Source organism: Paenibacillus mellifer, from assembly GCF_023195895.1.
Lineage (GTDB): Bacteria > Bacillota > Bacilli > Paenibacillales > Paenibacillaceae > Fontibacillus > Fontibacillus mellifer.
In genome coordinates, this window is sequence record NZ_JALPRK010000029.1 from 13,624 (window position 1) to 38,798 (window position 25,175).

General features: G+C 52.5%; 20 protein-coding genes and 1 pseudogene. 17 read left to right on the top strand and 4 right to left on the bottom strand.

The window, feature by feature from the left end:
• The gene (locus M0651_RS21610; RefSeq protein WP_248553758.1) at nt 1-549 is read left to right on the top strand and encodes a CueP family metal-binding protein; all 549 of its coding nucleotides are present in this window, start codon (nt 1-3) and stop codon (nt 547-549) included.
• 69 nt (nt 550-618) lie between these two features.
• Here M0651_RS21610 and M0651_RS21615 read toward each other — a convergent pair whose 3' ends face one another.
• A complete protein-coding gene (locus M0651_RS21615) occupies nt 619-1,359 on the bottom strand; it encodes a sulfite exporter TauE/SafE family protein (protein ID WP_282578037.1) in 741 nt (246 codons plus the stop codon).
• A 26-nt stretch (nt 1,360-1,385) separates the two neighbouring features.
• A complete protein-coding gene (locus M0651_RS21620; RefSeq protein ID WP_248553791.1) occupies nt 1,386-2,864 on the bottom strand; it encodes a carboxylesterase/lipase family protein in 1,479 nt (492 codons plus the stop codon).
• Between the two features lie 129 nt (nt 2,865-2,993).
• Here M0651_RS21620 and M0651_RS21625 point away from each other — a divergent pair, with 129 nt between their 5' ends.
• The gene (locus tag M0651_RS21625; protein WP_248553759.1) at nt 2,994-3,890 is read left to right on the top strand and encodes a LysR family transcriptional regulator; all 897 of its coding nucleotides are present in this window, start codon (nt 2,994-2,996) and stop codon (nt 3,888-3,890) included.
• Between the two features lie 51 nt (nt 3,891-3,941).
• Here the strand turns inward: M0651_RS21625 and M0651_RS21630 are convergent, their stop codons facing one another.
• Nucleotides 3,942-4,778: a helix-turn-helix transcriptional regulator gene (locus tag M0651_RS21630; RefSeq protein WP_248553760.1), complete on the bottom strand. Its 837-nt coding sequence runs from the start codon at nt 4,776-4,778 to the stop codon at nt 3,942-3,944.
• 216 nt (nt 4,779-4,994) lie between these two features.
• On the opposite strand from M0651_RS21630, the gene M0651_RS21635 reads away from it, so the two are divergent.
• The 8 genes from M0651_RS21635 to M0651_RS21670 are packed head-to-tail and all read left to right on the top strand — an operon-like array spanning nt 4,995 to nt 15,546.
• A complete protein-coding gene (locus M0651_RS21635; protein ID WP_248553761.1) occupies nt 4,995-6,320 on the top strand; it encodes a carbohydrate ABC transporter substrate-binding protein in 1,326 nt (441 codons plus the stop codon).
• Nucleotides 6,321-6,360: 40 nt separating this feature from the next.
• On the top strand, nt 6,361-7,251 hold the full coding sequence (locus M0651_RS21640; RefSeq protein WP_248553762.1) for a carbohydrate ABC transporter permease: 891 nt from the start codon (nt 6,361-6,363) through the stop codon (nt 7,249-7,251).
• 41 nt (nt 7,252-7,292) lie between these two features.
• Nucleotides 7,293-8,156, top strand: a complete 864-nt coding sequence (locus M0651_RS21645; protein WP_248553763.1) for a carbohydrate ABC transporter permease — start codon at nt 7,293-7,295, stop codon at nt 8,154-8,156.
• An 18-nt stretch (nt 8,157-8,174) separates the two neighbouring features.
• Nucleotides 8,175-10,352 (top strand): 1,3-beta-galactosyl-N-acetylhexosamine phosphorylase, encoded by a 2,178-nt coding sequence (gene gnpA, locus M0651_RS21650; RefSeq protein ID WP_248553764.1) that lies wholly within the window; start codon nt 8,175-8,177, stop codon nt 10,350-10,352.
• A complete protein-coding gene (locus M0651_RS21655) occupies nt 10,349-10,510 on the top strand; it encodes a DUF6903 family protein (protein WP_248553765.1) in 162 nt (53 codons plus the stop codon). Before gnpA ends, M0651_RS21655 begins: the two co-directional genes overlap by 4 nt.
• A gap of 40 nt (nt 10,511-10,550) precedes the next feature.
• A complete protein-coding gene (locus tag M0651_RS21660) occupies nt 10,551-12,014 on the top strand; it encodes an alpha-L-fucosidase (RefSeq protein WP_248553766.1) in 1,464 nt (487 codons plus the stop codon).
• Between the two features lie 59 nt (nt 12,015-12,073).
• Nucleotides 12,074-13,144, top strand: a complete 1,071-nt coding sequence (locus M0651_RS21665; RefSeq protein WP_248553767.1) for a peptidylprolyl isomerase — start codon at nt 12,074-12,076, stop codon at nt 13,142-13,144.
• A 53-nt stretch (nt 13,145-13,197) separates the two neighbouring features.
• Nucleotides 13,198-15,546: a discoidin domain-containing protein gene (locus M0651_RS21670; protein WP_248553768.1), complete on the top strand. Its 2,349-nt coding sequence runs from the start codon at nt 13,198-13,200 to the stop codon at nt 15,544-15,546.
• 76 nt (nt 15,547-15,622) lie between these two features.
• Here M0651_RS21670 and hcp read toward each other — a convergent pair.
• Nucleotides 15,623-17,206, bottom strand: a pseudogene (gene hcp, locus M0651_RS21675) (hydroxylamine reductase).
• Nucleotides 17,207-17,559: 353 nt separating this feature from the next.
• On the opposite strand from hcp, the gene M0651_RS21680 reads away from it, so the two are divergent.
• The 7 genes from M0651_RS21680 (at nt 17,560) to M0651_RS21710 (ending at nt 25,158) form a co-directional block, all read left to right on the top strand.
• Nucleotides 17,560-18,642: an FAD:protein FMN transferase gene (locus M0651_RS21680; RefSeq protein WP_248553769.1), complete on the top strand. Its 1,083-nt coding sequence runs from the start codon at nt 17,560-17,562 to the stop codon at nt 18,640-18,642.
• 72 nt (nt 18,643-18,714) lie between these two features.
• On the top strand, nt 18,715-19,263 hold the full coding sequence (gene yfcE, locus M0651_RS21685; RefSeq protein ID WP_248553770.1) for a phosphodiesterase: 549 nt from the start codon (nt 18,715-18,717) through the stop codon (nt 19,261-19,263).
• A complete protein-coding gene (locus M0651_RS21690) occupies nt 19,260-20,348 on the top strand; it encodes a GIY-YIG nuclease family protein (protein ID WP_248553771.1) in 1,089 nt (362 codons plus the stop codon). Before yfcE ends, M0651_RS21690 begins: the two co-directional genes overlap by 4 nt.
• A 99-nt stretch (nt 20,349-20,447) precedes the next feature.
• Nucleotides 20,448-22,145, top strand: coding sequence for a cellulase family glycosylhydrolase (locus tag M0651_RS21695; RefSeq protein WP_248553772.1), 1,698 nt, complete (start codon nt 20,448-20,450; stop codon nt 22,143-22,145).
• A gap of 154 nt (nt 22,146-22,299) precedes the next feature.
• Entirely contained in the window at nt 22,300-23,775 is a 1,476-nt protein-coding gene (locus M0651_RS21700; RefSeq protein WP_248553773.1) for a spore germination protein, read from the top strand.
• A 7-nt stretch (nt 23,776-23,782) separates the two neighbouring features.
• Nucleotides 23,783-24,952: a Ger(x)C family spore germination protein gene (locus M0651_RS21705; RefSeq protein ID WP_248553774.1), complete on the top strand. Its 1,170-nt coding sequence runs from the start codon at nt 23,783-23,785 to the stop codon at nt 24,950-24,952.
• Nucleotides 24,949-25,158, top strand: coding sequence for a hypothetical protein (locus M0651_RS21710; protein ID WP_248553775.1), 210 nt, complete (start codon nt 24,949-24,951; stop codon nt 25,156-25,158). The genes M0651_RS21705 and M0651_RS21710 overlap by 4 nt, the downstream gene beginning before the upstream one ends.
• Nucleotides 25,159-25,175 lie beyond the last annotated feature (17 nt).

Below are 25,175 nucleotides of genomic sequence, written 5' to 3' on the forward strand. Positions count from 1 at the left end.
ATGAAACGGAATACCATCTTGGCGGCGGTCGGGGTCATTACGGTTGCCGCGTTGGGAAGTTATTTTCTCATTACGGGACAAGCCGATAAGGAAACAGAATCAAATGCGATAGACGCTCAGAACATCAAGCAGCTAGTCCAGGACTACAGCGTTGGGAAATTAAGCGCCAAGTCCGCGTCCATTACGTCGAATCAACTGATTGTGGACGGCGATACGGCCGACTCGATGACGTATGATCTGCCGAAGGATGAATTCTTCGTCTCGATCGCGCCTTACGTGGATCAAACGCATCCCTGTGAAATTCACAGCTTAACCGGATGCCGGGGCGAAATGACCGAGCAGGAGTTCCAAGTGAACGTTACCGATGCGAATGGGAATACCGTGCTGGACCAAAAGATGAAGTCCCAAGCGAACGGATTTATCGACTTGTGGTTGCCGCGCGATCAAACCTACCGTGTTCAGGTTATCCATAACGGGAAAACAGTTGAGTCGGAAATCTCCACGTTCGATGGAGATCAAACCTGCATTACGACGCTACAGCTCAGCTGATGTGAACAATCTCAAAAACGACGGACCCTCATGAGAGGGTCCGTCGTTTTTGGTCGTTAAGACCGCCAGCTATAACAAGAGGATCGCACCGCCCATCATAGGGGTGAGCACCATGAAGGTTTTCAACCAGACAACAGGCACGCGTTTCGTGAACTTGGCTCCAACATAAGCGCCGGACATTGTACCGATCACAACCGCGAGGAGCAAATGCACATCTAGGTACCCAATGGTGAAGTAACCGGCCCCTCCCGCTAAGGCGATCGGCATAATGACCAACATCGTTGTGCCGGCAGCGTACCGCATTGACATTCCCAGGAGCAACATCAGCCCCAGTTGGATAAATGGGGTCGATCCGATACCGAACAATCCCGATAAGGAGCCGGTAATCAAGCCGATAAGCGGCGCTATCAACCAGAAACGAACGCTTTTGACTGTGACGAGCGTCGTATCGTCGGGCGCTTTCGGGCGCCGAGAAACGTATACCATTCGAAACCACAAGGCCAATCCGGAGGCAAATAGCATGCCGGAGGTCAGATATCCCAGCCGATCCCCGGGAATCAGCGAGGACCAGCCCGAGCTGATCCACGCCCCTGCCGCACCGGTCAAGCCAACGACCACTCCGGCTCGCAGCTCCATATTTCCTTCCCGGTAATGGCTGATCGAACCGGAGAAGGACGAGAAGAACATGGCGGCCAGCGCAGTCCCTAACGCCGTATGTATCGGGTAACCGAAGACGACAGTCAGAATCGAGATGATGAATCCCGATCCGCCCGCCCCTACGAAGCCAAGCAGGAAGCCAAGCGCCAGCATGACCAGGGCCACTTCAACGAGCGGGATCAAGCCATCCTCCAAACCTGGTGAGGAACATGGATCCCGGCCGGGGCCGGCAAGTCCTTGCGCACGGAGCTTGCTAGGTCCAGCACCAGCGTGGCCTGATCTTCTCCGTAAACAGGCCAAGCTGGCAATAGCTTGGTGTTCGGGTCGCCGTTATGGATAAACGCGCTCCAGGCCGACCTCATCCCGCGCGCAAGTTCGCGCATCTCAGCCGTCACGGCATAAGGATCGTCGGAAGGCGGCGTAGGCATGAAGCCGGTATTGCCCGCGGCCAGTGCCGTTTGGATCAAGCTGCCTTCATATCCATGGATCGCGCCAAGCCTGCCGCCACACCGCAGGCGATACATCCATACAGGCGCCCCGGATAAGATGACGGCCTCCGCGAACTGCATCGCCCCGATCCCATACAAGTGTTCCGTTAAGGTTCGGGTCCAAGCAACGTCAGGGGACACGGATTTGCTGTAATGCTGATAAGCATACCAGACGGCGTCAGCATTCCTTCCGAAGAATCCTTCGAGCACCTCCAAGTCCGGGGATTGAAGCCGTGGATCATTCTGAATAAAAATCGCTGCCTCGTCCTCGTTGAACCCGACTAAGAGCGGCGGCAGCTCTTGACTGTGCTTAAGGGTCGCAAGCGGATCCGGAGGGATGACAAGGCCGTCGGCCACGGGACCGAACATATGCAAGCCATGCGAGGTATCAAAGCCTACAGCCGATTGCGCTTCAATCAGCTTCTCTGCGGGTAGCTCAAGCAATTGGCGCGAGTTTGCCGATGACAGTCCCAGCTTCTCCAACAACCCCCGAGTGGTCACGCCCGCGGTCTGTGGATCCCGAATCGCTTGCGTTGCGCCGCTCTGTACAATCGCGCGGTGAAACAGGCCGCGTGCCTTCGGCAGGACATAAAGGGAAGCCACGCATTTGGCTCCTGCGGAATTCCCGATGACGGTGACGCGTGAAGGGTCGCCGCCAAAGGCGGCGATATTGTGCTGAACCCACTGCAAAGCTGCGACAATATCAAGCATCCCATTGTTGCCCGAAGTCGCATACTCTTCGCCAAGCAGCTCTTTCAACTCCAAGAAACCTAACGCTCCCAGCCGATAGTTCAGAGATACATATACGATGCCTTCTTCGGATGCGAATCTGAGACCGTCACATTCCGCCCCTGATCCTCCTACAAATCCCCCGCCGTGGATATAGACCATGACGGGTTTAAGCCCATCGCTCACGTTTTCCGGCGTCCATACGTTCAGAACCAAGCAATCTTCGGACTGTTTAAGTTCCGACAGGATACCTTCTAGCGCCGGAGTCTGAGGTGCGGTTGGACCGAAACGCTCGCAGGATCTTACGCCTTGCCACGGCAGCGGAGGAGCAGGCGGTTTGAATCTTCGCAGTCCCCCCGTCGGAGATGCGTAGGGGATGCCTCTGAATACGTAGGTTCCTTCCAACTTCAAGCCCTCGACTTTGCCTGACAACGTCTGCACAATCAAGATGATCGTCTCCTATCTATTCGATGTTGTGACTATTATAGCTTGCTTGATTTCATGAACCATAATATATATTTGAATATGAAGATCATAACTTATAGGTTATAAACGAGGGGGACCTTCCGCGTGGAATTGCTACAACTTAAGTATTTTCAAACGGTAGCTCGCATGGAGCATATGACGAAAGCCGCTCACAGCCTACATATCTCGCAGCCGGCACTCAGCAAGACGATCGCAGCGCTGGAAGGCGAGCTAGGAACCGAGTTGTTTCAGCGTGAGCGCAAGACGATCCGTCTGAATGAGCAGGGCCGAATGTTTCTCCAGCAGGTAGATCTTGCGTTGGAAGCGCTGGAGGATGGCGAGCAGCGACTGCGGGATACCAACGGATCCGCTTCTCCCATGGTCACGTTGGATGTTCGGGTCTCCTCGCATTTGCTTCCGGGCGTATTGGCCGATTTTCGCACGGAATATCCAAACGCCCAATTTAACCTGCTGCAGCATGCTTCACCTCTGGACCATCGAACGAACTTCGATCTATGCCTCTCGGACGGGGCAGTGCCGCCCGCGGGAACGGAGGCTGTCTCCTTGCTTGAAGAGGAGATTCTCGTCGCGGTCCCGGCCGATCATCCTCTCGCACACCGGGAACGGGTTCGCTTAAGTGAGTTAAGGGAGGATCGCTTCATTATGTTGCCTTCCGGCAAGTCTTTGCGCGAGACGACGGATGCCTTCTGCCGGTTGGCCGGGTTCACTCCCCGGATTCGGTTCGAAAGCGACGACCCGGCCACCGTACGCGGACTGATTCGTGCGGGGCAAGGCGTTGCGTTCCTGCCGGCGATCACTTGGAGCGGATCTACCGGGCCGGACGTCAGGCTGCTGCGACTCGAAGAAAGCTGGTGCAAACGCTCGATTTCCCTATCCTGGCCAAAGGATCGGTACCTGAAGCAGATCGCGGTCCAATTCCGCGATTTTACCATCCAATATTTCGCGAGGTTGGCCGTATCGGGAAGGATGGATTACGAATGAGGGATGTCTACGGGACATCCTTTTTTGCGCTTTATTTTGGGATATCGCTAACTACAGCGGCCCCCGCGTCTTCTGCCGGTTCTCCTTCCGATAATCAAGCGGCGCGACGCCAACCTCCCGTTTAAACGTTTGCGAGAAATACGACTGCGATTTGAAGCCGATGATCTCGGAGATTTCCAACACGGAGTAATTGGTCGACTCCAGCAGGAATTTGGCCGTGTTCATCCGCACCTGATTCAGGTATTTGACGGGGGACACGCCATACGTCTTTTTGAAAAGATGTGACAAGTAGTACTTGTTGATATGCGCTTCCTCTGCCATGGATTCCAGTGTGATGTTGTTTTTATAATGGACGTCTATGTAATTTTTGACCAAGGCAACCTCTTTTGGGACCTTCTCGGTAGCAGATACGTTGATAGATACATGCTTTTTGCGCAGGATCAAAATCAACATCACCTGGACCAGATGCTTGCATAGCTCGAGATAAGCCTCCTGCTTGGCGTTATACTCCTCGAACGCTTTGTACAGATAGAGAAGAATGCTCTTGTCCGGATCCCGGAAGCGAACGTAAGGCACCGTGTCTTCGTCGGAGATAAAGGAAATGCCGTTTAATCCGATGACAAAATACGCTAGCGGATCGCTGAAATCGGAGATTTCCGTATGCTCGATGTTGGGGTTTACGATGATCACGTCGTGCTTCTTGATAGGGAGTCGTTCGTCCCGTACGAGAAATTCCCCCGTCCCATTTGTCACATAAAACAATTCGGCGAAATGGTGAGAATGCTTCAGGCCAATCCAGTTTTGGCTGTCGGAATCCGACTTGTTAATATAGATCAGCTCGGTGTTCAGGCTGGCGAGCAGATCCGCCGATGAAGTAGGGTGATTCATACATCCGTTCCTTTCAAAGTAAAAATGACACCTTGGTAGCTAAGCTCCTAAGCAGCTCCTAAGCTGTAGCCTGACCGATGACAGTTCAATGATAGCATAAAATGTTATCTTTATTAATGAATAGAGCAACATCCCTAAAAAACATAGCAATAATGACATATTTAAAAACGCTTTCCTCTCACTATAATGAAAATAAATAAAAAGGGAGGCGTTCAAATGCGGATCCAAAAGATAGGCGCTGCGATTGCGATGGCAGCGATGTTGACCTTAACGGCCTGCGGGGCCGGTTCAAACGGAGCTTCCTCCGGGGAAGACGGAAAGCCGGTGTTGAAAATGGCCGCCCTCGAAGGCGGCTACGGCAAAGAGATGTACAGTCAGGTGATCGCAGCGTTTGAGGAGCAATTTGACGTTGACGTGGAGCTGACGATTAGCAAGAGCATCGAAGATGAAATTACACCGGGCATGAAAGCGGGGAAATACCCCGATGTTGTCGTGCTTGGCCAAGGCCGCAGCGCGGGACTCACCGAGACGCTGATCAAAGACAAAGGGCTGGAGGACCTGACGGACGTCTTGTCGATGCAGGTGCCCGGGGAAGAGCAGAAGCTGAAGGACAAGTTGGTCGACGGGCTGATCGGGACGCTCGGCACAAATCCTTACGGCGATGACAGCACCTTTTTATTGCCGATGTATTACTCCCCGACTGGTTTGGTGTACAACAAAGGACTGTTTGAGCAGAAAGGTTGGGAAGTGCCGAAGACCTGGGATGAAATGTTTGCGCTCGGCGACAAAGCCAAGAGTGAAGGGATCGCCTTGTTCACTTATCCGACCGCCGGGTATATGGATTCCTTTTTCTTCGCCTTGCTGGCGGATGTGGGTGACATCGAATTTTACGACAAGGTGATGAACTACGAGCAGGACATCTGGAATACCAACGAAGCTAAACAGGTGCTGGACATTGCGGCCAAGCTGCTGAGTTATGCCTCGGATACGACGGTCGCGTATGCCAATGAGCAGGACTTCACCAAGAACCAGCAGGCCATTTTGGACAATAAGGTTCTGTTTATGCCAAACGGTACCTGGATTGCCGGAGAAATGGCTGACGCTCCTAGAGCGGAAGGATTCGCATGGGGACTAACTCCAATTCCGACGGTGAAGGAGGGCGGAGACCGTTACATCGTCACTTCGATGGAGGCCGTTTGGGTACCGTCCCAAGCGAAAAATAAAGACCTGGCCAAACAGTTTATCACTTTCCTCTACTCCGATAAGGCCGCCGACATCTTTGCCCAATCCAATGCAATACAACCCATTAAGGGGATTTCGGAGCAGTTGACCGGCGAGAATCAATCGTTCTACAGCGTATACGATGAACCTCAAGTGAAGGCACTGGTCGGCGGGTTCGTCAGCACCAGCCCGGTCGAAGGCGTCAATATCAAAACCACCTTATTCGATACGGCTAACAGCATCATCTCGGGGGAGAAAACCGTTGACGATTGGCAAGCCGACCTGAACGAAGCCAGCGAGAAGTTAAGAGCGGCAAAATAAAAATAAGCGATTCATTCTCTGCAGGAAGCAAGGTGAGACGGTGAAACGTAACCAAGGACGAATCCGCTTCATTTGGCTGTGCATCACACCGGCGTTCGTGCTGTTTGTTCTCTTTATGCTCATCCCTACGTTTAACGTCTTCCGGATGTCGGTGTACAAGTGGAGTGGTTTTTCGGCGGAAAAACAGTTTGTAGGCTTCAGCAACTTCAAAATCTTGCTGGGCGATGCGGTGTTTGTGAAGTCGTTCCAGAATACCGTGCTGCTCCTGGTAATCGTAACGATCCTGACGATGTCGATGGCGCTGTTGTTCGCGGCGGTGATGACGAGAGAGAACGTCAAGGGGAAGGACATCTATCGGGTTATCTTTTATATCCCTAACATATTGTCGGTCGTGGTGATCGCGGCTATCTTCTCCGCGATCTACGATGCGGAGCAAGGACTGCTGAACGGACTGCTGGGCATTCTCCGGTTCGGTTTTCTCCAGCGGATGTGGCTCGGGGATCAAAGCCTAGTGATCTACAGCATCGCCGGGGCGATGATCTGGCAATCGGTGGGTTACTACATGGTGATGTATATGGCCAGCATGTCCAGCATTCCGGAGAGCTTCTATGAAGCCTCGGCGCTGGAAGGGAGCGGGAAGTTACGGCAATTCTTCTCCATCTCGTTGCCCCTGATCTGGCAGAACCTAAGGAATACGCTAACCTTCTTTATCATTAGCTCGATCAACTTAAGTTTTACCTTAATCAAAGCAATGACGAACGGCGGGCCGGACGGAGCAACCGAAGTGTTCTTGAACTATATGTATAAACAGGCTTATACCAATTCCTCTTATGGGTACGGGATGGCCATCGGTTCAGTCGTCTTCCTGTTCTCCTTTGGATTGTCGCTGTTGGTCAGCCGGGCGACGAAACGGGAACCCATTCAGTACTAATGCATGTTTAACCTCATTAGGGAGGAGCTGGCGGAGAACCGATGAAAGCTGACAAAGGGTACAAATGGTTTATCTACGTCATCCTTAGCCTGCTCGCCTTATCGATCGTGGTTCCGATGATTTGGGTGCTGCTGGCTTCGTTGAAACAGAAGTCCGAATTTTATGGAGATCCATGGGGGCTTCCGGCAGGCGTTTATCTACAAAACTATTTCGATGCGTTTACCGACGCCCATATGGGTTCATATCTGCTGAATTCGCTGTTTACGACCGTGCTTGGTTTGGCGATTCTGTTGGTCGTCGCCGTGCCGGCGGCTTATGTGCTGGCAAGGTATCGGTTTCGTGGGCGAATGATCTTGAATCTGCTGTTGATGGGCGGATTGTTTATTAACGTCAACTACATTGTCGTTCCGATTTTCCTGATGCTGCTGGACGGGGATCGGTTGCTCGGCGGATGGTTTCCGGATGGACTGCTCATCGACAATTTGGCGGTGTTGTCCGTGGTTTATGCCGCGACGGCGATCCCGTTTACGATTTATTTGTTGTCCGGGTATTTCCAGACGATTCCCGAGGTGTTCGAGGAGGCGGCGGCCATCGATGGCTGCTCGCATGTTCGGACGATGTTATCCATTATGGCGCCGATGGCTCGTCCCAGCATTGTAACGGTGATCTTGTTCAACTTCCTGGCTTTTTGGAATGACTATATCATCGCATTGACGCTGCTGCCGGGTCCCAATAAGACGCTTCCCGTCGGACTGTTGAATCTGATGACCGCGCAGAAGGCGGCAGCCAATTATGGTCGATTGTACGCCGGCCTGGTGATCGTGATGGTTCCTGCCCTGATCCTTTACGTTCTGGTACAGCGGCGATTAGTGGAAGGGATGACAGCCGGAGGAACGAGAGAATAGAAGAGGGAGAGGATAGGTATGTCCAGACAGAGAGGCAGAGTAACGCTCCCGAGCGAGGAAGGGTTCGTGCGGGAAACGAAGGAGCTGATGGAGAGGTGGGGGGCGGATGCGATCCGGGACAGCGACGGGACGAAGCTGGATGCAGCCGTCAAAGCGCTTCCCGCGAAGATTTACACGGCTTATTTCCCCTCCAGAGGGCATAACGAATTTATCGAACAGCATAGGGAAGAATGCCCGCAAATCTATTTAATGACCGAATTCGTACTGGCCCAGTCGGTTACGCTGGAGATTGAGCTGCTGCGCACCTACTACCGGGAGCAGCTTGACGTTGATTACTTACACGACCCACATCGTTATTGGCAAGTGATCGATCGAACGACCGGCGAGGTGCTGCCCCCGTCCGATTGGCGGATACGTCAGCAGGACGATACGGTGATCATCGATAATGCGGTACCGTGGCATGAATATACGGTTTCGTTCCTCGCCTACATTCAATGGGATCCGGTGCAGATGTACAACCACATCACCAACGACTGGGGCGATAAGCCGCATGAAATTCCGTTTGACGTGAAGCAGCCCCATTCCAACGCCTTTATCTATAAAGCGATGAAACAATGGCTCCGGGACAATCCGGAAGTGGATGTCGTGCGGTTCACCACGTTATTTTATCAATTTACGCTGGTGTTTAACGAACTGGCCAAGGAGAAATTCGTGGATTGGTTCGGATATGGCGCCAGCGTGTCGGTAGCCATGCTTGAGGATTTCTCCCGTGAAAAAGGATACGCCCTGACCGCCGAAGACTTCGTCGATCAAGGATATTACAACTCCTCCTTCCGGGTGCCGTCACCGGCCTATCTGGATTACGTCGACTTCGTCTCCCGTTTCGTCGCCGCGGAGACGAAGAAACTGGTGGACCTGGTGCATGACAGCGGCAAGGAAGCGATGATGTTCCTCGGCGATCAATGGATCGGCACGGAGCCTTATGGACCGTACTTCGGGTCGATCGGGTTCGACGCCGTTGTGGGGAGTGTGGGGGACGGCACGACGCTTCGGATGATCTCAGATATCCCGCACGTAAAGTACACGGAAGGGCGGTTCCTGCCGTATTTTTTCCCGGACGTCTTCCATGAAGGCAACGATCCTGTGGTGGAAGCGAACCGGAACTGGCTGGCAGCGCGGCGCGCGATCCTGCGCAAACCGATCGATCGCATGGGGTACGGCGGTTACCCCAGCTTGGCTTACAAGTTCCCGAAATTCGTAGATTACGTCGAGCAAATTACGGATGAATTCCGAGATATTCATGACCATATTGGAGGTGCATCACCATACTCGGGATTAAAAGTGGCGATTTTAAACTGCTGGGGAGCGCTGCGGACGTGGCAGGCGTTTACCGTCGCCCATAGCCTTTACAGCAAACAGGCGTATTCCTACTACGGGATTCTGGAAGCCTTGAGCGGCATGAGTGTGGATGTCGTATTTCTTAGCTTCGACGAAGTGCTGGAGCAGGGCATCGATCCGTCCATCGATGTAGTGATCAATGCCGGAGATGCGTACACGGCTTTCTCCGGCGGCGAGGTCTGGAAGAATGCACAGCTCGTCGAGCGGCTTCGCCGGTGGGTATACGCCGGCGGGGGACTGATCGGCGTCGGGGAACCGTCGGCGGTGCAGCATCAGGGGCGATTTTTTCAATTAGCCGATTGTTTTGGAGTAGACAAAGAACGGGGATTCAGCGTGTCCACGGACAAATATTTCAACCAGAAGGCGGAGGCGCATTTCATTACGGCAGATGATACGGCATTCGACTTCGGGGAAACGACGAATCACGTCTATGCGTTATATGAACGCGTTGAGATTCTGGAGTATTCGAACGGGGAGGTTCATCTCGCCGCAAATCGGTCAGGGGCGGGTCGCGCGGTGTATATAGCCGGGCTCCCGTATTCCCCGGGAAATGCGCGCCTGCTCCTGCGCAGCCTGTATTTCGCGGCGGGTAAGGAAGCGGAATTGAAGCGTTGGTACGCAGACAATGTGGACTGTGCAGTGCATGCCTACCCGGAACGTGGGGTGTATGCGGTCGTCAACAACACCAATGATCCGCAATCGACGGTCGTATATGACGGGGAAGGGAGAACGTCCGTGGTGGAACTAGGCCCAAGCGAGATCGTTTGGAAGGAAACGGATGGGGGCGCTGCATCATGAAGGTCATACTACTTCGGTTGCTTGGATTGATCGTCTGCATCTGCCTGGTCGTCTACGGGCATAGTCAAGGAACAAGTTACACGAATCTAGGTTTGATGATCGTTGGCTTGGCAGGTTTACTTGGCCTGCTTTACGAATACAACCGCAAATATCAATAGCCCGCGAACGACGCGGAGACGAGAAAGGAATACTTCTTGGATGAACATGAACGAGATTTTTAACATCAGGCCTTCAACACGGCAGCTTCATTGGCAAAGGCTGGAGTTTTACGGGTTTATTCACTTCGGGATGAACACGATGACGGGCAGGGAGTGGGGTGAGGGACATGAAGATCCAGCCCTGTTCGATCCGCAGCACCTCGATGCGGCGAGATGGGTCGCGGTTCTGAAGCAGGCCGGAATGAAAGCTGTAATTCTGACTTGTAAGCACCACGACGGCTTCTGCTTGTGGCCTAGCCGTTACACGAAGCACTCGGTTGCTTCCAGTCCCTGGCGAGACGGCCAGGGGGATTTGGTCCGTGAAGTCTCGGAGGCTTGTCGGGAAGCTGGCCTGAAGTTTGGTGTATATCTATCACCTTGGGATCGAACGGAAGCGAGCTATGGAGAAGGCTCCGCGTATGACGATTTTTACGTCAATCAACTGACGGAGCTGCTGACCCAATACGGTGAGATCAGCTGCGTCTGGCTAGACGGTGCGAACGGAGAAGGCGCTTCCGGCAAGAGGCAGCAATACGATTGGGACCGTTACTATGAGATCATCCGTCGGCTGCAGCCGCAGTGCGTGATCAGCGTTTGCGGTCCGGATATCCGCTGGGTGGGCAACGAGGCAGGCCATACGCGGCGAGAGGAATGGAGTGTCGTTCCCCGGGCGCTGCAGGATGCCGAGAAAACGGCGGAGAAATCGCAGCAAACCGATGACCCGACCTTCGCCCGTTCGATCAACTCGATGGAAGAGGATCTCGGTAGTCGGGAAGCCATTGCCCGCTACGGCGGGGAGTGGGTCTGGTATCCCGCAGAAGTGAATACGTCCATCCGGCGGGGCTGGTTCTACCATGCCGAAGAGGACGGACAAGTCCGGAGCGCCCGCGAGCTGTTCGACATCTACCTCAAGGCGGTTGGCGGCAACGCGATGCTCCTGCTCAACGTTCCGCCTAATCGGGACGGGAGAATTGCAGCGCCGGATTGCGAAGCGTTAGCCGGGCTGGGCGTGCGGATCGCTGAACTAAATGATCCGTGGCGGATACGAGGAGCCGTGTGGACCGCATCAAGTGCCGCTTCGGAGAAGGAAACGGCCGAAGTCCTTGGCGGCGGTGACCTGGATCGTGGCTGGAAGCCGACGGAGACGGACGCTGAGCCTTGGGTGCAAATCGCTTTGCCGGAGGGCAGGACATTTAACGCTGTGATTTTGCAGGAGCCTATTGTACAAGGACAGCGGGTGGAGGCGTTTGAACTGTGGGTTTCGGAAGAGGATGGGGATGAGTTGGACCTCGAGGAAACCGGGAACCTGGACGAGTGGCGTTGGATTGGAGAGGGTACGATGATTGGCCATAAGAAAATCGTCACACTTCCGTTAACGACAGCAAGGCGGGTGAAGGTCATTTTTAAGCGGTATCGGGGGTATCCGACTTTGGCGAATTTTCGACTCTCTTTATTGAGCGATTAACCAAGGATGCTGGCGACATCTGACTAGTTCAAACTATAGGTTGGAGCGGAGGTGAGGCGATGCGCAAACGGACAGAAACGAGCAAGAAAATAAAGGGCTGGCGGCGGGGATGGCTACTTAGCGGTTTGATCGTCGTGGCCGGCATTCTGCTTGTTGGTTATATCCTGGCGAGAGGTTCTGACGAAGAAGTTGCTAAGGTAGGCGGATACGCCGTCACGGAGCAGGAAATCGCCTTTCATATGGACCGGTTGAAATCAGCGGTTCAGAACGAGTTCCACGTCAAGTCCCAAGTGACGCTTGGGAGAGGCGACTGGACCCAGCCGGTCGGAGACCTCACTCCGCTTCGTGTTCTGCAGGAACGGGCGTTAGAACAAGCGATGCAGGACAAGGTGGTTTTCATTCTAGCCCAGGCGCAGGGCTTGCTGGACTCGCCTGATTTCGATGCGCTAACGGCCTCGATGGAGGCGGAAAATCGGGAGAGAGAGGCAGCGATCCGACGTGGAGAAGTGGTATATGGGCTCACTCGATTTACCTTGGAGCCTTACTATGCCCATAGGCTGGCTTCCCTTGAAACCGAATTGAAGCAGAAGCTTAGCCAATATCCGGAGGACCCGTTATATCTGGAAAGGGGGGATGTCGAGAGCTATTACGAATCGCATGCCTCGGAGTGGAGCGCTAACGCAACCAGCTACGAGGTCACCCAGTTGATCTTGCCTGTCCCGCAAGAGGGGAAGAAGGCCGCAGCCCACGCTTTGGCGGAACCCACCACGCAACAAGCTGGATTGGAGGAAATAGCAAGCCGGTTTGAAGAGGCCATCACTCAGACAGAAACGTTGACAGAAGAGAGCGGATCCCAAGCCAACTCGCCAGCTCATCAGGTGATCTTGCAACTGAGGGATATGGAACCAAGCGAACTTACCGCGCCTGTGGAAGTCGGCGAAGGATTTGTCGTGTATCGTCTGGATGAAGTCAAGGTCGATGAGCAGAAAGCATTGCAAAGGTATGAATATCAGATCAAACAGCAGCTGTTGGAGGAACGATTTGAAGCGTATGTCGAGCAATACAGGGGAGAACTGCCGGTTCAAGTCAACCGAGAAATGCTGGCCAAAGTTACGATTCCGGGGATTTGACCCGCAGTCAACCTGATTTATCGTATCCATTCTGAATGTATGGGAGGGAAATTATGTACTTGAATAAAAGCCGCGTTGCCTTGGTAGGTCTGATGTTGTTTGCTATGGTCCTTTCGTTGCTGCCTCCGGCAGCCCATGCTTCCGAGTCAGGCCCCGCAATTCCCGCTGTTCAAGTAGAGGACGCCGCCCAAGTTGCGGGGAACCAGGCGAACCCACATCAAGGGACTGACTATTACATCGATGCGACGCTCGGGAACGATGCCAACAACGGGACTTCAAAGAGAACGCCGTGGAAGACGTTCCAGAAAGCCAACGAAACGGTGTTTCAGCCAGGCGACCGGATTCTGCTGAAGGCCGGTGAAACCTGGAATGATCAACAGCTCTGGCCAAAGGGCTCCGGGGCGAAGGGAAAGCCGATCGTGATCGACATGTACGGCAATCCGAAGGACGGGAAACCTTATATCGCTGCAGGCGGCAACGTGGAGAATCCAGTCCGCTATGAAAACGGGGACTTCAAAAAGGACAAAACCAAAGTCGGCCTGACCGGAGCTATCGTACTGCAAAATCAACAGTATTGGGAAATTCATAACCTGGAGATTTCAAACGACGACGACTTCGCTACCGATATCGACGTGTCTGCGAAAGAGCATTCCGTCGTTCGAGACGGGGTGTCCATCACGATTAACGCCGATCTGCTGGGACCGGGCGATGACAAGATCATGAATTATTTCCGCATCAGCAATTTATATATCCACGATATCGACGGACCAACTGATTGGCAGAAGATTCATTACGGCGGTATCGTATTCCAAGTTTTCGGCGAAAAGAGCTATAAAGACTACGACGAAGGGGCTTATTACTTCCAGGATGTCCGCATTGAAAATAACCATTTCTACAAAACTGAGCTCCACGCGATCCAATTCGCTTTTAACTGGTTCTACGATCGCGATGCCAGCTCCGGCGAATACGATGAAACCGGCAAATACCATGAAGGCTGGGAGCAGTTGTGGGTGAGAACCCGTGACCTTTACAGCCGTGACGTCTACATTGGGCACAACTATGCCGAGAACATTGGACAAGGTGCCATTCAGTTGGCGAACACCAAGAACATGACGGTGGAATTCAACGAGATCAACGGTTATTTGCAAAGATATGACGCCGTCTCGTGCGGTCTGTACTTATGGGCTGGGGCAGACTCCGTCATGCAGTTCAATGAGGTGTACGGCGGCCCGTACGGTGAATTCGACGGCACCCCTTGGGATTTGGAATACACCAACTTCAATGTGACTTATCAATATAACTACTCCCACGACAATGCCGCAGGCTGGATGGCCTATATGGGGAACAGCTCCAATTCCGTGGCGCGTTATAATCTAAGCGTCAACGACAATGGCGTCATTGTGAAAAATATGCTATCCACCAATTACTCGCCAACGTATTTTCTGAATAATGTTTTTGTCTATAATGCGGAACAGATGGACTGGTTCCACGATGAGGTGTTTAAGGATACGGTGTATTTCCTGAACAACGTTTTCTACAACATGTCGGAGACGACGCCAACGAAATGGTACCGGAAAGAAGGGGCTTTGAACAAAGCCGTGTTCTCCAATAACGCCTTCTACGAAGCGGGAGGCGTCTACTCGGAGCAGCAGCCTAAGGATCCCCATGCCGTATTTGCAGACCCGATGTTCGTGAAGAATCCAAAGGACTATAAGAAGAATAACGGGGTTGACCGGATCGTGAACTCGGCGGCGAATTTCAAGCTGAAGAAGAACTCACCGCTTATCGACGCCGGTCGCTATAATCGAAACGTTGGCGAAGGGGATTTCTTCGGGACGCACTTGTATTATGGAAAAGGAATCGATATCGGCTTGCAAGAATCGCCGATCGGCAAGAAAGTAAAGGACCCGATCGACACGAATCCGATCGAAGACGAAGGCAAGTCGGACCGGGTTAACCTGGCGCTGCATAAACCGATTGAAGCGAATTATACCCATCCGAATCCGGGACTGGAAGCGGATAAACTGGTGGATGGAAATACCGCTACTCGCTGGGCAAGTGCCGACCCGGACAAGATGACGGACGGATATCCGATCGTCATTACGATCGATTTTGGCCAACCGACGACCTTCGATGAAGTTTATTTGGATGAATATACCGATGGAGGTACGAATCTAAGAATCCAGGAATTTGAACTGCAGAAGCTGGACCCAGAGACGCAGGAATGGATAACGTTCCAATCCAAAACGGATGGGATGGGACATGATCTGAAGTTGGACGATTTCGGCAGTGTGACTAGCAGCAAACTGCGGCTGCTCCTAACGAAACAAAAGGAAAGCGAATACTGGACGCCTACGATGACAGAGATCCAGGTGTATCGTAGCCAAGACGCGGATATATAGTCGGTGATCAAGAAAGGACCTTCTATTCCTCAGGGAGTAGTTGGTCCTTGCCTTTCTTTATATTATCGCGTAACGCCTAGGCTCCGAGAAACAGGGCCATATCTTCCTCAACGTTCGTGATGCCGCCGATACCCAAATTGTCGATCAGGACCTGGGTTACATGGGGCGACAGGAAGGCAGGTAAAGTAGGGCCGAGATGAATGTTCTTGACGCCGAGATGGAGGAGGGCCAGCAGGACGATGACGGCCTTTTGCTCATACCAAGCGATATTGTACGAAATAGGCAGATCGTTAATATCCTCCAGGCCAAACAACCCCTTCAACTTGAGCGCGATGACCGCCAGCGAATAGGAATCGTTGCATTGACCGGCATCCAGGACGCGCGGGATACCGCCGATATCGCCGAGCTCCAGCTTGTTATATTTGTACTTGGCGCAACCAGCCGTCAAGATCACGGTATCGCGGGGGATTTGTAAGGCAAACTCCGTGTAGTAATCACGTGATTTCATCCGTCCGTCACACCCGGCCATCACGAAGAATCGCTGAATCGCTCCGGTCTCCACGGCCTGAACAATCGTGTCGGCCAGCTGAGTAACCGTATGATGGGCAAAGCCGCCGACGATCCGTCAGCTTTCGAGCTCTGTTGGCGGGGAGCAGCTTCTGGCGTGGGCGATCAGTTCCGAGAAATCTTTCGACTTACCGTCGGTGCCTTCTGGAATATGCCGAACCCCGGGGTATCCGGTATTTCCCGTTGTGTAGATTCGATCCATATAACTGGCTTTCGGCGGAACGATACAGTTGGTTGTCATTAGAATCGGACCGTTGAAAGCGGCGAATTCCTTCGTTTGCTCCCACCAGGCGTTGCCGTAATTGCCAACGAAGTGACTGTATTTCTTGAAAGCCGGATAATAATGGGCCGGGAGCATCTCGCTGTGGGTGTAGACGTCCATGCCGGTTCCTTCGGTTTGAGCCAGCAATTGTTCCAAATCCTTCAAATCATGACCGCTGATCAATATGCCGGGGCGATTGCGCACGCCGATATTTACTTGAGGCACTTCCGGATGACCGTAGGTACTTGTGTTGGCCTGATCCAGCAAGGCCATGGCTTCCACGCCATATTTACCGGCCTCTAAGACCAAGGCGACGAGATCATCAGCCGTTAAGGTATCGTCTAATGTCGCGGCCAGGGCTCGGCGCAGAAAGAGGTCGATTGCCGCATGAGTATAACCCAACTGATAAGCATGATACGTGTAGGCGGCCATCCCTTTGAGTCCGTAGGTCAGCAGCTCACGCAAGGAACGGATGTCTTCGTTGGCGGTGGAGAGGACCCCCACTTGCTTCGCTTTATCCGCAAATTGAATTTCGTCTTCCGCTTTCCAGAGCGCGGCATCGGGCAGGAAAAATTCAACTCCTGCATGCCGCTCGTTCCAGTAGTGTTGGACGACGTCGCGCATCGTAAAGGCGGTTCGTATTTGACTGACAAAACTGTCGTGATCAAAATTGGCGTTCGTAATCGTTGCAAATAAGGAGTTCATCGTAAAAAGAGAAAGCGGACGCTCGATGTGTTCCGGCAGATCGCTGCCCAACGCGAGGAATGACATCCCTTTATATAATACAATTAATGATAACGGAGAATCGTTACTGGATTTGCCACCGATCATTACACGTTTGCTTACCGAATTATGTTGGTTTTGGCTTTGGTATTCATTGGGGGGGGGCAGCATTACCACGTGAAAAACCAAGAACGCCAGCACCTTGACGATTTCCGGAGGTATAATCGCTCTTACGACAACAGAACCCGTGAGGATGACTTTCTAAGGTAACGAGTTGCGAAGATTCTCGGTCGTGAGGAATTTGGAAGCGGGATGTCTCCCGCTTCTTTTTCGTTTACGCTCGCTTTACCATGCTCCTCTATCCTTATAAGTGATGTACTTACTGGACTAATTGCTTGTGGAAATTATACAATACGATATGTTAACCACTAGATGCGTGGAATTTCAAATGAGGTGAAACGATGCAACGAGCACAGAAATGGCGTACAAGAGCCATCATCCTAAGCGTAACGGCAATGCTGATGACCATTCTTTCCGGCTGCGGTGGGAATGAAGAAACGAAGGAGAAACCAACGGCCGGGGAGCCGGTCTCGAAACAATATTATATATTTGATACGGTGGTTAACATCAAATTGTTTGATGACCCCAAGGCGGAGGAGCATTTAGACCATATCGACAACCTACTGAAAACCTTGGATATAGAGCTAAGTCGCACGTTAGAAACGAGCCAACTCTACAAAGTGAATCAGGAAGCCGGCAAACAGGCGGTTGAGGTTTCAGAGGATACGATGAAGGTACTCGAACGTTCGCTTGACTACGCCGAAGAGACGGACGGGCTGTTCGATCCGACCGTCGGCGGGCTGGTCGATCTGTGGGATATCGGGCATGAAGGGGCCCATGTTCCGGCGCCGGAGGATTTGCAGCGGGAACTCAGCCTAGTCGGCTATAAGGATGTGGTCGTGGATGAGGCCCAAAGCACCGTCTTTCTGAAACGGCAGGGAATGGTGCTGGATCTCGGCGGCATCGGGAAAGGTTTCGCGGCCGACGAGGTTGCCGCTTATTTGCGGGCGGAAGGCGTCAAGAGCGCACTGGTCGATCTTGGCGGCAGCAGCATTATCGTCATCGGGAGCAAGCCTAACGGCGACAGCTGGAACGTGGGTCTTCAGGATCCTGACAGCTCGCGCGGCACAACCATGGGCACGATTCGCTTAAGCGATCAGGTGATTGACACCTCCGGAATTTATGAACGATTCTTCATCGAGGACGATGTGATGTATCATCACATTCTTGATCCGAGAACCGGGGTACCGTCGCAAAACAATCTGAAGAGCGTGACGATTCTTGCGGACAATGCAACGGATGCCGACGCGCTGTCAACTTTCGTTTATGTGATGGGCCTTACGGAAGGCTTGAAGTACATCGAGGACTTGAACGATGGGACGGAAGGAATGTTCATCACGAAGGACAATAAGATTTACGTCACGTCGGGACTCAAGGATACGTTTAAGGTGACGGACGAGCAGTACACGTTGGTCGAAGAATAGCAGGCTGGGGACGTTCAAGCGATTGAGCGTCTTTCTTTATCCTAAATCGATTTGATAAAGGAGTTGGTTTCTATGAAACTGATGTTGATTTCGGATATCCACGGGTCAAGCGCTTGGCTGGACCGGGCGATGGCCAAAGCGGCAGAAGAGCAACCCGATCAGATGATCATGCTGGGGGATTTCTTGTACCATGGCCCAAGGAATCCGCTGCCTGACGGATATGATCCGAAACGGGTAGCGGCAATGCTCAACGGGCATAAGCAGAGCATCATCGCCGTTCGCGGGAACTGCGATGCCGAAGTGGATCAAATGCTGCTCGAATTTCCGATGATGGCGGATTACGCCATGCTCTACTTCGAAGGACGCCGGATCTACGTCACACATGGACACGGATACAGCATCGAGCAGCTTCCGCCGCTGGCACCCGGCGACGTGTTTATCCAGGGACATACGCATGTGCCTGTAGCCGACCGCAAGGACGGCATCTATGTGCTGAATCCGGGATCCATCGCGTTACCGAAAGAGGAATACCCGAATTCCTACGGCGTGTTGGAGGCGGGGGCGTTTATCGTTAAGGATTTTGCCGGAGAAACCGTGAAACGGATCGAGTTTACTCCATGACTAACGAACGGATCGAACATCAGCTGCGGCTCCTCCCGGCTTCGCCGGGGGGTTATTTGATGAAGGACGCGGCGGGAGGCATTATTTACGTCGGCAAGTCCAAAAACCTGCAGCAAAGGGTTCGCTCCTATTTTCATGCTTCCCGTAACCGCTCCAAGAAAGTTGAAAGACTCGCGCATAACGTCAAGGATTTGGAGATCCGCCTGACAGATACCGAATTCGAAGCACTGATGCTGGAGTGCCGGCTGATACGCGAACTGAAGCCGATGTATAACAAAAAGATGAAAAGCACGTACGGTTATGCGTATATCGCGATCCGGGACAACGAAGGGATTTGGGACTTGGGAATCGCGGATAACCCTGAGGCCCCAGGGATCCGACAAGCCTACGGGCCTTATACGGCAAGCCGGCATACCGTTGAGCAAGCGGTCCGAAGCATTCGTGAAGTTTTGCGTATCGCCTGCAATCGTAACCGTTCTGCTTCTACCGGCGTCCCTTGCTTGAACCATTCGCTGGGGTTATGTCTCGGCGCATGCTTGGGTGGGGAGGCGATCCTAAGCAACAATCAAATCCTCGCGCGATTCGACGCGTTTCTTGACGGTCGGGATCCCGGCCTTAGGGAAGAGATGGAGCTGCGGATGCGGGAGGCTTCCGGGCAATATGACTTTGAAGCCGCGGCCAAGCTTAGGGATGCCTTGAACGCCATCGATTTGTTTGCCAAGCAGGAGGAGGTCGCCGGGGTCACGGAGCAGAACCGGAACCTTGTGGTGCTGGAGCATTTAAATGAACAGGAATTCAAATGCTTCTTGTTGCGGCGGAATCAAATTCTCTATAGTCAGAAATTGGATCTGTCCAAAGATACTCATGAGGCTCTGTCCAAAGAACTTGCCGATAAGACGCTTGCCTGCTTCGGCAAAGCGGGACTCCCTTTGGCTGGCAAGCCGAGACGTGATGAAATCGATGAAGCCCGAATTATCTACCGATATTTGCAAAGCAGCGACTGCCGCCATGCATCGATTCCGCAGGCTTGGATTGAGACCGCAGACGCCGTACGGATCTTTCGGGCTCTGGAAGAGATGATTTGAAGAATCTATGAAACTATCTTTTTATTGACAGCGCTTACATAAATCGTTTATGTTTGGAGTGGAAATATAAACCATTATTGGCACAAAGGAGGATTTGTGATGGTAAGGAAAAGCTCCAACACCGTCAACGACATCAAGAGAATGCTCCGTACGTTGCTATTTTGTGTTGTTCTTTCTGCTTCGACATTAAGCGGTTCGATGTTTGCGCCGTCAGCCCAGGCGGAGGAGGGGGATGCCGGAGTATCGAGCATCGAGCCTAGCGGGTTTCTCAAGGCGAATGGTACCGTGCTGCGGGATAATTACGGAACCGGCAATATCGTCAATCTGCGGGGGACCAATCTTGGAGGATGGCTGCTGCAGGAGGGCTGGATGTCGCCGCTCGGCGTAAAGGACGAATGGACGCTGCGCGAAACGTTGACAAGCCTGCATGGCGCAGAGACCGCGGAAAGCCTGATCAAAACGTATCAGGACGCCTGGTTGACGACGCGGGATCTGGACAATATCAAAAACATGGGGATGAATATGGTCCGCGTGCCGATCTTGTACCTCGAGCTGATGGACAAGTACGGCAACTGGAAGCAGGATCCGTGGAGCAAGCTCGATTGGCTCGTCCGCGAGGCGGGGAATCGAGGCATTTACGTCCTTCTGGATTTGCACGGCACGTTTGGCGCCCAGAATACGTTCGATAACTCCGGCGAGGCCAACTCGGACCCGCAGCTTTGGAAGAACAAAGAATATCAGGATTGCACCGTCCGGTTGTGGGAAGGGATTGCGGAGCACTTTAAAGGGAATCCGACCGTGGCCGGTTACGATCTGTTAAACGAACCCGACCGGGTTAGCAAGGAGCAGTTGAACGCTTATTACGATCGGCTGTACAAAGCGATCCGTGCAATCGATCCCGATCATGCGATCTTTATTGAAGCGGCTTGGAGCTGGGGGCAGCTCTATGACCCGGACACGTTCGGATGGACGAACGTCGTGTACGAAATGCATTATTACGCGATGGCCGGGAGCGAGGCTTCCGACTGGAATGCGCAGAACAACCTGGTGAACGGCGCCTTGCAGGGGCTTCGAGATCATCAAGCCCAGTGGAACGTTCCAGTGTACGTAGGGGAGTTCTGCCTGTTCGATTTCACCGATCTATGGGAGAAGTTCTTGGCCGGAATGAACGCTTCCAACATCTCCTGGACGAACTGGACGTACAAGGTCAGCTCGAACTACGGGAACTGGGGATATTTCAACAATAACCCAAATCCGGTACCGAACATCACGGGTGACAACCCCGCGACGATCGCCGCCAAATGGAGCAAGTTTAATACGGAGAATTTCAAGCCAAATCTCACACTGCAAAATTTGGTGAAGAAATATACGACCGGATCAACGCCTCCCCCCGCGCCTACCGGGTTGGTTTACTTGATCTCTGAAGCCAATAAGAAAATCGTCAGCGCGGAGAACGCCGGCAGTGATCCGCTGGTGGCAAACCGTGAAACGGCCCAAGATTGGGAATTGTTCGAGGTCGTCAACAACAGCGATCAGACGATTTCGCTAAAGTCGAAAATCAATGGGAAGTACGTCACCGCGGACGTGAACATCGGCGGCAAGCTGGTTGCCCGCGGCGAGAGCATTCAACTTTGGGAGAAGTTCAGGAAGGAACAGCTGGCCGACGGGACGATCGCATTGTTCGCGCTGGCCAACAATAAGTACGTTACGGTAGATCTAGACAACGGGGCAGGATTGGTGGCTAACCGCGACAAGGTCGGGGGCGCCTGGGAGGCCTTTTGGCTGATCAACCAGTGATCATCGGCCGAAGATCATACGAAGGCAGCGGGGAAGGATGTGGCACCCCCGCTGCTTTTTTTTGCCGCAAATTCGAGCCTGAATCGGTTAATAAAATTTACCCATTTTGGGAATAACATATCCGCATGCTATGAAGAGAGGAGGGATTGTATTGGTGAATAAGGAAAATCTGTACCCTACGATAAACGAAAATATCGCGTTGTTCGAGCGGATATTTCCTGGGGATTCCACCATCAAGTTCCGCAAATTCCAGCATCCATCAGTTAAGTCCCTTTCCGGTTGCCTGATTCATATTGAAGGCATGGTGAGTACCGAGACGTTAAGCAATTACATTCTCAGACCCATCTTAAGGTTCCATCCTACCGAAGAAGTTCAAGATATATCTTTAATGCAGCAGTTGATGGATGGCATCATTGAGGTCAGCGAGCTTAAGTTATCAGGCAATATGGAGGAAATCATGAATGATCTCCTTTACGGTAATGCCTTATTGTTGCTGGAGGGGAGTAATCAAGCTCTAATCGTCGGGACACAGGGATGGCAAACTCGGGTGGTGTCAGAACCGGGATCGGAGAAATCGGTGATCGGACCGAGAGAAGGCTTCACCGAATCGCTGATCACCAATTTGTCGCTCATCAGGCGAAGAGTAAAAAGCTCGAAACTAAAATTCGAATTCCTGGAGATTGGGAAAACGACCCACACGACGGTTTGCCTATGCTATGTGGAAGATTCCGTTTCCCAGAAGATTCTGCAGGAGCTTGCCAAACGGTTGGAACGTTTGGAGATCGATGCCTTACTGGATTCCGGGCAACTGCAAGAGTTGCTTCGCGATCACACCTTGACACCGTTCGAAACGGTGGGCAATACAGAGCGTCCTGACGCCGTGGCCGGTAAAATTCTGGAGGGACGTGTTGCAGTGCTGGTGGATGGGAGTCCATTTGTCCTTACGGTTCCTTATTTATTCGTGGAATATTTTCAGGTGAGCGAGGATTATTACAGCAATTACTTTTTTGGTTCGTTCAACCGGATCATCCGGTACATCGGAGAATTTTTGGCGATTAGCGTTCCGGCCATCTATGTCTCTTTGGTCACCTACAACCAGGAAATGATGCCCACCCCGCTGTTGCTTAGCATATCCGCCGCAAGGCAATCCGTTCCTCTTCCGACAGTGGCGGAATGTTACGTTATGTTGATCGTATTTGAAATTCTCCGGGAGGCAGGAACCCGAATTCCGAATTCGATCGGCCAGGCGGTAAGCATTGTGGGAGCCTTGGTTCTGGGACAGGCCGCGGTCGATGCGAGAGTCGTCAGTGCCCCCATGGTGATCGTTATCGGCATTACAGGCATTACGACGCTCCTTAATGTCAAGATGAAAGCGGCCTCGATCTTTACGCGTTTTGGTTTGTTGTCCTTGTCCTCGTTTATGGGCTTTTACGGCTTCATGTTCGGAATGATCGGATTAGTCGTTCATTTAATGAGCCTGCGGAGCTTCGGGGTCCCTTACATGCTCACGGTGGGTTCATTCAAGGAGTCAGACATCAGGGATACGGTGATCCGGATTCCTTGGTGGGGCGTAAAGGTCGGGGCTCCTATCGCGCAAGCCAAGCGGCGGATACGTAAGGTCACGAGGTGAATACAAGATGGCGAAGAGAGCATGCGAAAGGCGGTTGATCGTCGTAATGTGCAGCCTGACGATCTTCGTGTTATCCGGCTGCTGGAATTACCGGGAAGTCGATAAAATGACGACCGTCGCCGGGATTGCCATCGATAAAGGAGAAAAGGAAGGCGAGATCAGGTTGACCGTAGAAGTTGTCGATGGGTTGGGGGGGAAGGATGCGATGAGCATTGGTTCCAGTCGGATCAGTTTATCTGGACATACGATGTTTGAAATTGTACGAAGAATGATAACGGAATCCGGCAACCGACTATATTGGGCTCACGCCAAGTCGATAATTTTAAGCGAGGAGATCGCCCGGGACGGGGCAGCGAAAGTTATCGACTGGTACGTCAGGGATTCGGAAACTAGATCGGATATCCATATCCTGGTGTCCGGAGAGGAAACGGCAGAGGAAGTGCTTTCCAGCAAAAGCAATTCTGACGAACCGTTCTCCTACAAGATCGATGAAATCCTGAAAAACGAAAATAGCGTATCGAATTCCCCTGTGATGGAGATTTTTGATTTCGCCGATACGATCAATACCCCCGGCATCAGCAGTATCCTGCCGATGGTTTATTCGTCGGAGAACAAGGGCAAAAAGACAGCTTCGATCCACGGATTGGCTGTTTTCGATATCGACAAGATGCTGGGAACAATGGACGCCAACAAAACCAAATTCGCATTGTTTCTCCGGGACGAAATCAAAGGAGGAATCCTAACCTTGGGTGGTTATAACCGCCTGCCGGGAATATCTTTGGAGATTTTTAAAAACAAAACCAAAGTGGAACCGGTGCTGGTGGACGGTCAGATCGAAATCCGGGTGAAGACGCATACCGTTACGGCGGTTGACGAAGCGCAAGAAGATGTCGACTACTATACGTCCAAGGGTAGAGCGGAAATCGAGAGCATGGCGGAGGAGATGGTGGTAGAGGAAATGGAAAAAGCGATCGAGATTGCGCAAAAACGGTATAAACAGGACATCTTCGGTTTTGGCAGCCGGATTCATAAGAAGTTTCCGAAAGAATGGAAGACACTCGAACCGGATTGGGACGAGAAATTTTCCAGGCTGAAGGTGTCCGTGCAGGCTAAAGTTGAAATTAAAGGCACAGCATCGACCAAAAAATCGATCAATACGGAGGATGAGAATTATTGATCTTGCTTACGCTCATTGTCTATGCTCTCATCGTACTGTTGGATCAAGTCCAAACGTACAAAAACGGCTATAAAAAGGACCTTATCGTAAGCTGCGCCATGGGGCTGCTGTCTTTCTCAGCGGCTCTGGCACTGGCCGGCGGCGCAAAGCTGCCGAGCCCGACGCAGGCGATCGAACAACTGGTGGGGATGATATTCGGTCCATAACGCGGGAGGTGAATTCG